General features: G+C 66.1%; 8 protein-coding genes and 2 pseudogenes. 4 read left to right on the top strand and 6 right to left on the bottom strand.

Translation table 11 applies throughout. The features are described 5' to 3' along the window. Positions 1 to 1,370 precede the first annotated feature (1,370 nt). Both C6W10_RS38855 and C6W10_RS27990 read right to left on the bottom strand, forming a co-directional pair. Positions 1,371 to 1,850, bottom strand: a pseudogene (locus tag C6W10_RS38855) (serine protease); the annotation flags it as partial. 47 nt (positions 1,851 to 1,897) lie between these two features. Next, positions 1,898 to 2,242, bottom strand: coding sequence for a CU044_2847 family protein (locus C6W10_RS27990; RefSeq protein WP_107261937.1), 345 nt, complete (start codon positions 2,240 to 2,242; stop codon positions 1,898 to 1,900). A gap of 244 nt (positions 2,243 to 2,486) precedes the next feature. Between C6W10_RS27990 and C6W10_RS27985 the strand changes: the two genes are divergently transcribed. After that, positions 2,487 to 5,117, top strand: coding sequence for an AAA family ATPase (locus C6W10_RS27985; RefSeq protein WP_107261935.1), 2,631 nt, complete (start codon positions 2,487 to 2,489; stop codon positions 5,115 to 5,117). Between the two features lie 8 nt (positions 5,118 to 5,125). On the opposite strand, the gene C6W10_RS27980 is transcribed toward C6W10_RS27985, so the two are convergent. Continuing rightward, on the bottom strand, positions 5,126 to 5,767 hold the full coding sequence (locus C6W10_RS27980; RefSeq protein ID WP_107261933.1) for a response regulator transcription factor: 642 nt from the start codon (positions 5,765 to 5,767) through the stop codon (positions 5,126 to 5,128). A gap of 146 nt (positions 5,768 to 5,913) precedes the next feature. Here C6W10_RS27980 and C6W10_RS27975 point away from each other — a divergent pair, with 146 nt between their 5' ends. After that, complete coding sequence (locus C6W10_RS27975) at positions 5,914 to 6,198, top strand: hypothetical protein (protein WP_107261931.1); 285 nt, start codon at positions 5,914 to 5,916, stop codon at positions 6,196 to 6,198. A 202-nt stretch (positions 6,199 to 6,400) separates the two neighbouring features. Continuing rightward, positions 6,401 to 7,372, top strand: coding sequence for a hypothetical protein (locus tag C6W10_RS27970; RefSeq protein ID WP_159104785.1), 972 nt, complete (start codon positions 6,401 to 6,403; stop codon positions 7,370 to 7,372). 205 nt (positions 7,373 to 7,577) lie between these two features. Here C6W10_RS27970 and C6W10_RS27965 read toward each other — a convergent pair whose 3' ends face one another. Both C6W10_RS27965 and C6W10_RS27960 read right to left on the bottom strand, forming a co-directional pair. Continuing rightward, positions 7,578 to 7,850, bottom strand: coding sequence for an IS3 family transposase (locus C6W10_RS27965; RefSeq protein WP_107261927.1), 273 nt, complete (start codon positions 7,848 to 7,850; stop codon positions 7,578 to 7,580). Continuing rightward, positions 7,847 to 8,164 (bottom strand): transposase, encoded by a 318-nt coding sequence (locus tag C6W10_RS27960; protein WP_107261925.1) that lies wholly within the window; start codon positions 8,162 to 8,164, stop codon positions 7,847 to 7,849. The genes C6W10_RS27965 and C6W10_RS27960 overlap by 4 nt, the downstream gene beginning before the upstream one ends. A 783-nt stretch (positions 8,165 to 8,947) precedes the next feature. On the opposite strand from C6W10_RS27960, the pseudogene C6W10_RS27955 reads away from it, so the two are divergent. Then, a pseudogene (locus tag C6W10_RS27955) lies at positions 8,948 to 9,948 on the top strand (IS481 family transposase). 251 nt (positions 9,949 to 10,199) lie between these two features. Here the strand turns inward: C6W10_RS27955 and C6W10_RS27950 are convergent. Continuing rightward, positions 10,200 to 11,423, bottom strand: coding sequence for a hypothetical protein (locus C6W10_RS27950; protein WP_199853757.1), 1,224 nt, complete (start codon positions 11,421 to 11,423; stop codon positions 10,200 to 10,202). Positions 11,424 to 12,717: the final 1,294 nt, after the last annotated feature.

Below are 12,717 nucleotides of genomic sequence, written 5' to 3'. Positions count from 1 at the left end.
TGGTGCAAGAATACGTAGTCGTCTGCGCGAGCTACCACCACTCCGCTGCCGCGCAGGTAATCCCCCAGCAGCTCACGCCACACGGTCTCGGGCACCGAGTTGCCTCGCAGTGTGACGGTCCATTGCTCCAGCTTGTCCAGCGCCAAGGTGGTGTCGCCGTCGAGGCGGTCGGCGGCGAGCCGCCCGATCAGCGTATCGCCGATGGCGATCAGGCCTTCTCCCGCTTGCTCGGCATCCGCGCCGTACCTCTGAAGCGCACGACGCAACTGGTAACGCACCCCGCCGTCCGCGTCACTGTAGTGCCGGTCCCGCAGGAGGTCGACAAAGTCGCGGAAGATTCGGGAGCGGCCAGGAGGTAGCCGGCGATCAGGGTTGGCCACGAACAGTTGACACAACATGGTGGCCATCAACGGGTTGCGAGCCAACTCCTCGAGGCTCAGCCGACGAAGCTCCTTCAGAAACTGTGCGCTCGCCTCGCTGGCGTGAGCGAGCTCAGCCCGGACGAACCAGGCCTGCGCGAACTGCCGCCGTTGCTCCTCGTCAAAGGGCAACAGCTCATACTGCAGCGGCGACCAGGAACCCTCGCCGACGCCGATGACGTTAGCTCCAGGGCGAGTCGCGATGACGAACCGATGACAGCCATCGGGGTGGCCGTGATGCGTGCGGAGGGTAGCCAGTACCTGCTGTCGCTTGCGGGAATCCATGATTTCGTCGAGGCCATCGACCAACACAAGCCAACGACCGGTCGGGATTGGCCGCTCGGCGAAAAACTCTGCCGGCCAGCTCCCTTTTCCGCGTAGCCGGCTGAAGTCGTTGCGGACGCTCTGGGCGATGGCCTCACCGAGGCTAGCGGCAGCTAGAACATCAGTGGCCTGGACCCGGACCGGCACATCCGAGATCTCGCCGTCCCGCTGTCGCCGCGCGCTGTCACCGACCGTGTATTGGAAGAGGCTGGACTTGCCCGCTCCTGCGCCAGCGACCAGGACAGCATCTTGATCGCCATCGAAGATAATCTCCGCAGGTTGCGGCGGCGCCGCAGCAGCGACAGCCTGGGACTCCGCCTCTCGTCGAGCCACCTGCCGCACGTAGACCGCCGAGAGCGGCGGCATGGGAAAAGTTGGTGACATCTGATACGGGTGACTCGCAGCAGTACGCGCGGCAAGGGCCAGATACGCGCGTAATTGAGGTCCGGGGAAACGCCACTGCCCTGCGGTCACTTGCTCGTCTGTGAGCTCGCTGAGCCATCGGTGGTGCTCAACCTGCGCGGTGGCCAGCGCGAGTCTCGCGGGCTCGCAGCGGGCGATGATCTCGGTAATGGGCAGCATGTGCGCGCCACCGGTCGTGTTCGAGGTGCACACCATGCCGCAGACGGCACCAGTGCGACGGTTCACAACCGGGCTGCCGCTGAAACCCTTCGTCAGAGGGGTCCCGTGGGCTCTCAGAAGCCGTAGCGCGTCGTGCTCACTACGACGGGACTCTCCCTCGTACACCAGACTTGCAGGTTGACCCGCTCGGAACATCCCATCGGGATGCCCGAACGTCCATAACGTATCGCCGACAGCCACGACCGGAGAGGGCAACACCGGCGTCAGGTCCACAGCCGGAGAACTGTCACGGATCACCAGGATGGCAAGGTCCAGCCCTGCTGCTGATCGAAAGCAGAACTGCGGATCGACCGCCAGCGCAAGTTGGGTGCCGGCCGCCACTGCATGACCTCTGACGACTTCAGGTAGCGGGTTCCCGTCCTCTGCCAGCACATGAGCGCAGGTGGCCACGAAACCAGGGGCGAGTAGGAACCCGGTACCGCGGGCAGGCGGAACGCCGGACGGTGCAGGAACCTCGAGGGCCACGGTGGCTGCTTGAAGGAGCTCCTCCCAACCGACGCCCGCCGGCACCGCTAGGGCTGCGTGCGGTCCCACTCAAGGCTCACCTTGACCCCCGCCTTCGCCGACGCCTTGCCCACGATCGCCACAAACTTTCCCGACTCCACCCCGAACTCGCAGGAAAACTCCACCGCCACCCGGCTTACCTCAGCCAGCTTCAGGTGATCACCCACTCTGGTCGCGAAAGCCGCGACCGCTGAGAGTGCTTCGTCGAGATTGGCGGGCCGAGCAGCCACCTCAGCCTCGTCACTGGTCAGCCCTGGCGACAGTTCACTGCCGGCCAGGTAGATGACGTACCCGTCGACATTGAGAGGCACCACCACAGGTTCCCCGGCGGCAGCTAGGAACTCGTCGCCCATGACCCTCCCTCACTCAGATTCGATCATGCACCTACAAAGGGTAATCATCTCGCGCAAGTCGCTGGTGAACTCGATGGTGCTCCCGCGAGCTCTACCCGCATATACCGTGGTTTGTGCAGGAGTGCACACATCCTTGCCAACAGCGGCCAAGACGGCACTAGCGCCGATCTTGCCTGAAGATGATCCGCAATATCGGCCGGACGACGCATATCGTCAGAGCCTTCCGTGACTGCATAGTGACTGGATGGCATGGAAGGTTCGGCGTCCGGTGTTGCTAGCGATCGCCGCCGTAGCTGTAGGCACCGGTGCGGTGTGCGCCTTCGGCGATCTGGCATCCGTGTGGAGGCAGCTCACCGGCAGCAGCGAGGACGGACCGGTTCTCCGGTTCCTTGAGCGCGGCGACCAGCTTTCCTCCATGCTCTCCGGATTGCTCGGGATCGCCGGCCTAGCGATCGCGATTACCCAGGTACGACGCGCTCGCTCCTCTGGGTCGGGGCGAACCGTGACGGGCGAGCGCGTCCGAGATGCCGTTCAGTCGTTCGTCGACCGCAAACCGGAGCGTGCCCGCCTGCGCCGGGCGTTACGTGACGGGCGCTCCCGCGTGATCATCGTTGCCGGCGAAACGGGTGTGGGCAAGACAAAACTGGTCAGACGCGTCCTGGACGAGATGAACATCGAAGCTGACTGGCGTCACGCATCGCCATCGTTCCAACCGTCGATCGGTACGGTTCTCCGGGCGGTCGAGACAGCAGGCGGATGGACGTCTGCCCCTGAGTTGCGTGACCAGTCATCGCTCGACCAACTGGAAGCCGCAGTTCGACACCTCGGCACTCGGCGGGCCATCATTGTCTTCGACTCGGCCGAATGGCTGCTGAACGACAATCGGCAGCTGATGGACCTTTCCCTCGAGGAAGGGCTCGAAGCACTCGCCACCGGCCCTCGACATGGGGTGAAGCTGGTGCTGGTCACCGAAGTGACCCCGCTAGCGAGGGCGGACGGGACGTGGGTCGATCCGAGGAACGTGGTGCCGGTCAGCGGGCTGCCTCTTGACTACTTTAAGGAATTCACTAGGGACAGCGCCGACGGCCACGCCAAGGGACTGGCATCGCTCACCGATCAGACTCTCGCCAACGCGTACGTCGACCTCGGCGGCAGGCCTCGGCTCGCCCAGCTCTTCGACGCGATCATTGCGCACTCCGATGTTGACGCCTCAGCGCTTGCCGCGAAGGTGCGCACCTGGGCCGACCAGTACAACGACGTGGGACGCGTCGGCGATCGCCTACTGAGGGAACTGACCGCAGCGTTCCGGTCCGACCGATTGCGCGTGTACAACGCGGTCGCGGCCTTCGGCACGCCGGTCGATGCCGCCCTCGTGGCCCGTCTGGTCAACGAGGGGCGGACGCCCGAAGAACGGCTCACACAAAGCGACGTCGCTCGGAAGCTCCGCGCGCTCAGCCCACACGCGATCTACGCCCTCGAGGACAAGGATCACTACTACCTTCCTGCTAGAGAGGCGCGGCGTGTTCTCACATGGAGCAGTGAGGATGACTCCGGGAAGCGGAAACGTCTGCTGCTCCGGACCGCCGCGAAGCTGCTGCGGCAGCGTCGAACCGAACACCCGGGCCTCGACGGGCCGGATCCCCAGGCGTCCCTTGCCGAGGTCGACGCCTGGTTGCACGCGGGCATACCGCACAGCGCGTTCCGCTCGATCAGGGAACTGGACGGAGGAGTTCTCGCGGGAAACCCGAACACGCTGTACCGCAGACCCCGGGAGGACCTCGCGGAGCGCCTCGACGACGCCGACCACGACAGGATAGATAACTATAACGTTCTGGGCTATCTCTACCACGTCGATGGTGACTTCGAGCGGTCACAGGCGGCTTACCGGAAGGTGCTGGAACTGGCCGGCGACGAGGCCTCCATCAAGGCCAAGGTGTACCTCAACCTCGCCTGGCTGTCCTGGTCCCAGGGATACGTCGAGCACGCACGTCGCGATTTCGAGCGTGCGCGTGACCTGGCGCCAACCGATCGGATCGTTGTCGCGGGCGCCCTGGAAGGTGTGGCCCGATGTCAGCGGCGGCAGGGGCGGTTTAGAGCTGCCATTGAGACGATGAAGAAGGCAGCTGACATGGCTAGGCCCCAGCGTGCCCGCTGGGGGCCCATTGCTGTCCGGATGGTGCGACTGTACGTCGACGCTGGTCAGTTCGATGCTGCTCGGGTCTGGCTCACGCGGATCGAGGAAGCCGTCGATCGAGAGCCCGATTCGAGGTCGAACGCTGCCTACCTCGACGCCCTGGCTGCCTTTCACCTCGGGCGGGGCGAAGAGAAGCGGGCTGTGTCACGAGCCCGACAGGCGGTACAGGTCGCCCTCCGGGCGAACGACCCGGTCACTGCTCTGGAGGCGCGCACGACAATCTGCATCGCCCGGCTGCGCGGCGCGCAGTGGAATGCCGCCGCACGCGAGGCCGGCCTGGCCGAACGCTACCGCGGCATGGAACAGTCGATGATCGTCATCGCCCTGCATGGCATCGCATGCCGACGATCAGGACAAACAACCGAGGCGCGGCAGGCGTTCGGAGAGCTTCTCCGCGAAGCTACAGCGCGCGCCGAACGTGACCGCCAAGACTTCACCGCCTGGGAACTCCTCGGTCTCGCGCGCTGCGCGCTGTACCTGGACGGCAGCGACCAGGAGATCGAACATGCCGTTATCGCATTCAAAAAGGCCCGCCACCCTCTCCGCGAGTCGGCACCTACCCTGACCGAACTCGTCACGTTCCTGGTCAAGACGCTGGCCACCGACGCGACAGAACAGGCTCGGCTGCGACCGGTGCTCGTACTGCTCGAGCGTGCTCTCCTGATGCCATCGCCTGGCTGACCCTAAGATCATCGTCCCGCCTGTCGGGTCTCGGTGCGTAGCCAGCCCTGCTGCTGGGCGTGCAGAATCGCCTCGATCCGGGTCCCTGCGCCGAGCTGCCGATACAGCTCGTGAAGCAGGCGAAACATCGCCCGTTCGGAGTACCCGGCGACGCGGGCCAACTGGGCGACGGTCATACCTGCGGCGAGATGCCGCAGCCACGTCACCTGCTCAGTCGAGAGCGGCGACTCGCCCTCCGCGGCGGGCGACACCCCGGTCGCGAGTGCCGTCACCACCGACGCCGGTAGGACGGCCTGGCCGTCGATCGTCGCTTCCACCGTCCGTTGCAGCACGACGGGTGTTACCCCACGCGCCAACACGGACTGGGCACCGGCATACACCGCCCGAGCCCCCGACATCGCCGATTCGACAGTGAGGACCGCAATCACGGCGTGGCTGGAGGTGTCACACAACCGCTGCAGCAAATCCCAGTCCGGCTCGGACGCCAAGGTCAGGAGCACCACGCCCGGCGGACCGACATGCGCCCACACCAACGGGTCATCGGGAGTCTCCACGGCGTGCCCCGCAGCGGACAGGACGGCGACGACTCCCCGCCGGTACAGCGGCAGGGGATCGACAACCGCAAGATGCATGGCGATCAGCGTAGGCATGCCCCCATCGGCCAACGCCGTGGCAGACCCGGCGGGTCGGCAGAGTCCCGCACACGCTTTGACAGGTATTGCCGGCCGTGTGTCATGGCCCTGCCCAGCTATGCAGCCATAGCGTCGAAGGAACCGGACGAATCCAGGAGGACGGCATGGTCTTCGACAGTGACCTGGGGATCGGCGCCTTCGTAACGGTCAGCGAGGAGGATCGGGAGATCGTCCGGAGAGCACGGATGGAAAATTTGGTGGTCCCTGTTGCGGTCCAAGACGCGATCCTGCAGGTCGTCCGCGCGCATCCCGAGTGGGAGGCTCTGGAACCGCAAGATCAGTCGTTGGAGATTCTCGAAGAGCTAAGCATCGAAATGTCTCCTCCAATTCCTTCCCGCCTCACGGTAGATGTCGTCATGGCGGCCTGGCGCGCCGGCCACCTCGTCTAGTTAGGAAGAAGGGCGGCACCGCGGCGAGGGTCGGTGGCGGTTCGTCCGCGAGGCGGCAGGCATACCTGCCCGCTAAGGCTCACATGGCCGTCGGTTGACCTGCAGGACCGGCCGCAGCGACAGATTTCTATCGGCCGCTCGGCGGCAACCACACCCGGTCAGCCGAGGGTCGCGAACTCGTGACAGCCAGTACTGTTCCGCCATGTTCAGCCCTCCCCCACTCACCATGGACCGCGTCAAGCAGCACACCCGTCGCGGCGCAAGGATCGGCCTTGCCGTACTCGCGTTGTTCGCCGCGACGGCGACGGTCGCCACGATCACCGCCGACGCGGATGACGATCCGAGCGACGCGCCACCACCGGCACACGGGAAGCCATGTACCACGGCGGCCGAATCGGGCCGTACGGCAAATGGCGTAGTCGTGCGTTGCCGACCTGCCGATGATGGCCTGAAGTGGTGGGCGGAGGGGATCTCCACCCTCACCGAACCGCCCCCGACTGACCGCGACCATGACGGCATCAACGACGATCGGGACGAGTTCCCCGACGACCCGCACAACACGCCCCGTCGTTTCATCAGGCTCACCTGTCAGGTAGGCGACGACACGCGCGGCTTTGACATCGAGGCCGTCCCGGACAAGGGTGCCGACTTCACCGCGATCTGGGCCGCGAAGGCGACCAGCTGCGACTCCGACACCGTCGCTCCGGACAGTGCCCTGGAGCAGAAGGCCCACAAGGCGTCCGGCTACGAGGAGCCGGACATCGGCACCCTGTACAGCATTTGCGGACAGGTCGACCCGGACGACGTGTACGTCGACGCCGGCTTTGCGCCGAGCAGAGAACAGATCGCGGAAATCAGCGGCGCGTTGACGCTGTGCGCGACGCATCCGCAGGCGAAGAAGTGGCGACAGGCGGTGAAGCGCGGCCAGGCCGACGCGAAGCTGGAAGCCGATGGCCGTCTCTTTCCCGATGGCACCTATCTGGTCCGTAAGGAGATCAAGCCAGGGACGTACGTGACAACCGACGTCAAGGACTGCTACTGGGAGCGACAGAACCGATCTGGCGAGATCATCGACAACAACTTCGTCCCTAGCGCACGCAGGGTCCAGGTGACGATAAGGTCCTCAGACTACGGCTTCATGTCGGAACGCTGTGGCCAGTGGCGTCCCGCCTGAGGCCGGCGGGCAGGCATCTGTCTCCGGCCATGTCCAGCAGCGTCGTTAAGGGGTATGTAGGTCAGATCAGCAACCCACAGATGGTTCGGCCCTGCCGCGATGAAGTCACGTTTGACCAGGTCACGAGGCCGCTCGGTCTCGGCCGCCGGCCGGGTCGTGCGAGGCGACTTGTCGCGCAGCAGCCCCCGCAACCCGGCGGCGCGCATCACCGTTCGACGGTGCACCGGGCCACCTTGACGCCGCGTCGGTGCCGCTCGTGCCAGATCTTGCGGACGCCGTACACACCGTAGTTCTCCGCGTGGATCTGATTGATCATCACGGTCAGCTCGGCGTCGCGGCGGGAACGGGCGCTGGCGGGGCGGCTCTTGGCGGCATAGTAGGTCGACGGTGCGATCTCGGCCGGCGTGCTTTCGAGCGCCTGCAGGACCGGCTGGACACCATGTTCGGCCTGTTGGGAGTCGACGAACTCGACCCTCATCGCGACGGACGGTCCAGCTCCGCCGCGAAGAAACTCGCGGCGGATTTCAGGATCTGGTTCGCCCGGCGCAGCTCACGGTTCTCCCGTTCCAGCGCGGCGATACGCTCGGCGTCGCTACTGGTCGTGCCCGTCCGGTCACCGGCGTCGGTCTCGGCCTTCTTCACCCACGTGCGCAACGCCTCCGGATGAACCCCGAGCTGGTCGGCGATCCGCCGGATCGCCCCGGTTGCAGACGCCGGGTCTCGGCGGGCCTCGACCGCCAACCGGGTCGCACGCTCACGCAGCTCATCGTTGTACTTCTTCGGTGCCGGCATAACGGTGAATCCTCCGGGTGTTCGATGTCGCCATCAAACCCGGTACGGAACAGACCCGTCGCACCCGAGCCCCCGGACGCGGGTACCGCGAAGAAAATCGTGCGTGAGCTGAAGGCGTGTCTGCTGGGCTCTCCCGGGTCAGCGGTCATCCAGACACACGGCCACACGTTCACCGTTGCGGCAGATCGTTTCGGCCCCATTGGTTCGGACCACGGCCTGCGGGCGCAGTTCGCATCGCCGAGCGCCGTCGCGGGCCCGGTTGAGGCAAGCCGCCTCGCCCGAGTGGGCCGTGCGGTGAGGACTTGGCCCAGCCACGTTGGCCGACGCCTCGTCCGGGCATGGCGGTGGGCCGAGCCGAAGTCAGCTACTCGCCGGGTCGCCTTCACGGTAGCCGTGGTCACGGCCCTCCTCACGTACGCCATCGCCCCCGACGTCGGTGTCGGGCAGTACAGTAGTCGCATGTCCCTGGCCAGATGAGCCGCCATTCTGACCGCGCGGGGCCTGGATGTCGAGTGATGCCCGGCGCCCGGCGGGGCCGTCGGAGTGCGCGTCGGGCTTGCGGGTCAGCTGTCGCCGGAGCCGTTTAGGTCGGTCTCGGCCGTGCGCTCGAACAGGACGCTTTGAGTCTCGTCGGCGGGTTCGTCCATGTGGTCGAACCGGCTGACTGTACTGACCACGGACGTTGGTGACGGGCGGACACGCAGGGGAATGATCTTGAAATAGGTGAGGGCCTTCGGGTTCGGTGTGGATTGCGACGTCTACACCGACTGACCGGAGGCCCTCGTGTCCCACCGTAACGCCCCGCTGTCCGAGACCGGCAGGGGCTGCGTCTGGCCCGATGTGTCGTGGACGAGGAATGGCCACTACGCCGGGCGGCGGAACGGTTCCAGGTCAGTGTCCGCACCGCGCAACGCTGGGCCGCCCGCTACCGCGCTGACGGGCCTTCCGGCATGGCCGACCGTTCCTCATGCCCACACCACAGCCCGACCCGGACACCGACCCGCACGGAACGCCGGATCATCAAGGTCCGGGTCCTACGCCGGTGGGGTCCCGCCCGCATCGCCTACCTCCTCGGCCTCAACCCCGCCACGGTCCACCGGGTCCTGACCCGCTACCGCGTCCCGAAACTCGCCACGCTCGACCGGGCCACCGGCCAACCCATCCGCCGGTACGAACACCCCGAACCCGGCGACCTGATCCACGTCGACATCAAAAAACTCGGCAACATCCCCGACGGCGGCGGACACAAGATCCACGGCCGTGCCACCGGCACCCGACACAGCTCCGCGCACCGCGACCCCACCCGCCGACGCAAGATCCACGGCCGCCCCAACCTCGGCTACCAGTACCTCCACAACGCCATCGACGACCACTCCCGCCTGGCCTACACCGAGATCCTGGCCGACGAGAGCCGCGATACGGCGGTCGCGTTCTGGACCCGAGCCCAGAGGTTCTTCCACACCGCCGGGATCACCGTGAGACGCGTCCTGACCGACAACGGCTCCTGCTACCGCTCCCACCTCTGGAAAGACACCCTCACCACCGCCGGCATCACCCACAAACGAACCCGACCCTACCGACCACAGACCAACGGCAAAGTCGAGCGATCCAACCGCACGATGCTCGATGAATGGGCCTACGCCCGCCCCTACAAATCAGAAACCGAACGCCGGCAAGCCCTCCCCGCCTGGCTCCACACCTACAATCACCACCGCGGCCACACCGCACTCGCAGGCCAACCACCCGCCAGCCGCGTCCCCAACCTCACGGGGCAGTACAACTAGCCCCTGCAGGCCGTGGACCCAGATTGCGCGGTCTAGCGGGCGGGGCGTGGCGTTCGACTTGCCGGACTTGACCTCGCCGATGCGTTTACGGAAGCCGAGCGACGTGTCGAATGCATAGCCGAGGATGTCCAGATCCGTCACCGTCGTGACTTCCGGGCCGAAGCGGTGCTGCAGGTCGACGCCGCGGCGAACGTAGAAGCCGTCCCAAAACCACGCCTGTGCTACGCGCACCTCGGCCAGGGTTCCCAGATTCAAGACCACGGGTCGTCGCGCCGGGCGGCACGCTGCATCTCCTTCCGCAGTTCGTTGATCGAGGCGGCGAGGATCTCCTGCGAGGCTGGGTCTTCGCCTGCGGCGAGGCGGGAGTCCTCGGGCTTCACGAAACCGGTCGGACGCTGGCTCAAACTGACGTTCGCGTCCCCGGCGGGGTCGGTAATCCTTTTGATCCACTCTAGTCCTGATTTGGCGATCTCCGGCTTGACCAGACGCAGGAAGGGCCCGTCGGCCTGCGGTTCGACGGTGACGACGCCGGCGGCCTCCAGTAGGTGGTAGTCCGTCCCGATGTTCGTGGCCGGACCAACTCGTCCCCTGCTGATGAGGCGGTCGACCAGCACGGCAGGGCTGTTGATCCTCCCGCGTCCAGCCATCGCCTTCTCGTGACCGAATAGGATGTGAGCGACGAAAAGTTTGCGCAGGTGGAACGCCTCGGTGGTGGTGCAGAGGTCGTCGTCGGCCTCCAGCAGGGGCGAGAAGACGTAGGTCGAACTCGTCCCCGTCGCGGCCTTCACGCTGGCGGCCTGGATCAGGCCCACGTTCTGGGCGCTGCGAATGATGCCCGCCGGTGCCGACAGTTTCGACATGTGCAGCCCCGGCGTGGACAGCACCTGCTCGGACATGCTCAGTAGCGCGTCGCGTTCGTTGGCCGGCAGGCCCTTGAGGAATTTTGCCAGCGAGATCTGCTTGGTGCCCCACACATAGGGGCTGTAGACGACATCCTCGTTGAGTTCGGCCGAGGAAGTCGTCCGGTTGATCTTCGCGGCGCGGGTCAGGCGCAGTGCTTCCGCCACCTCGATGTCGGTGAACCCTCGCTTGACGATCTCCTGCAGGTGCTGGCTCTCGGCCAGCGGCGCGATCGCGCCCACCTCTACTGAGTGCAGGAACGCGAGGTCCGAGCGCGTGGGTTTCAACACGTTGAGGACCTGGATGGTCTGCTCGGTCAGGGTGGCCGACACACCGACGTACTCGTTCAGGCCGAGGACCCGCCCTCCGGGGTCCACGCGGTAGTCGATGAGGTTCGCGTTCTTCAGGGCGGGCAGCACGGTGTTGAACAGCTCCAGCGCCCCGATGCTCGCGTATCGCGCATACCCGACGACCAGTTCGTGGGTCAGCGGGACGAAGTCCTGATGGCCCCGTAGCCGTGCGGCAAGGTCCATGGCGCGGCCAGTGATCAGCAGAACCTCGATCTGGGCCCGCACGAGCGGGTCGGTGATCTTGTGGTCGTGCTGGTGGACGACACTACGGCCCGGCCAAGTCGCTTGACCTGATCCTGCTGGGCCGCGTTCATGGCTCAGTTCCTCCTCGGACCGGTCACGATCTTTCGTACTTGGACGTTTCAGGCTACAGGGATGGGCATCAGGCCCGCGAAGGCTTTTGTCCCGCCTTCATGGTCTCTGCGACGGCTTGGTCCTGGCCACCTAGGCGGGCGCCACCGCTTCCTGCATCGGGCACGACGGCCTGCGCGTCCAGGCCACCTTTCTTCCTTCATATCCGTTGCGCCAGACCAGCAACACGGCGGCTTGACCATCTGGGCCAGGGCAGCCACACCCGACGATGCCGGTGTAGGTGGTTCACGGCGTCGGGCTGGTGAGTGCCGTTAGGCGGGCGCGTACGTCGTCGGCGGCGGGGTGGTCGAGGTCGGTGACGGCCCGGCCCTCGACGCGGGTGTGCCCTCCCGGTGGGTCACCGCTGACGAGGCGCGCGGCATCGACTCGAAGTTCCGTGCCTTCCTCGACCAGCGCCGGATCAGCTACGTGGTGACGGTCGCCCGGTGCCAGTCGATCGCCCTACCCGTTGGCTCCGCACGCGCTGGCGCCCTCGCCGCCCGGGCACCGCCACAGGCGTGGAAACGACTCTCCGTTGGTGATGGCGCCAAGGGTCCCCGCCTATACGACTTGGGCGATGGCCGACCTTCCCGACCCGCACGGCGACGAACGCGGCCGGTGGCTGCTGATTCGCCGCAGCCCCACCAACCCCGAGGATCTTGCCTACTACCTGTGCGCCGGCCCGCCGACACCAGTATCGACACCCTGGTCCGGATCGCCGGTACCCGCTGGGCATCGAGGAATGATTAACAAGACCGAAATCGGCCTCGACTGGGCGGTAGTTACACGTCAGGGGGAAGCCCAGTGCCAACTCGGAGCTGCTGCTTGACCCGGCGATAAGCGTCATAGCCGGCCAGCAACTCCCCACCAGTCCGTACGGCAGGAGTAACGGTCCTAGACGGCGCTGCGCCTCGTCAGCGCGTCGCGCTGCGCCGTCCAGCATGGGTGGCACCGGTCGCCTGCCCATCCGGGCCTCGCTGACCTCCCCCAGTCGATCGGGAACGCGGGACGCACGGGCGACGAAGGACCGGCCAAGCGCGGTCTAGGCACCGACCGATCAATCGACTACGTTTCGATCCATGGCGGCTACGGGCGGTGATGGGGACCCGTTCTTTGATGCGGTCCGGCTGCTGTTGCTTCTGGATGCCGCTGTTCAGCCGATCCCCCG

Origin of the sequence: Plantactinospora sp. BB1 (genome assembly GCF_003030385.1) — a bacterium.
Classification (GTDB): Bacteria; Actinomycetota; Actinomycetes; order Mycobacteriales; family Micromonosporaceae; genus Plantactinospora.
The sequence above is the reverse complement of the archived record's forward strand: the minus strand, read 5'-3'. Positions and strand labels throughout refer to the sequence as shown.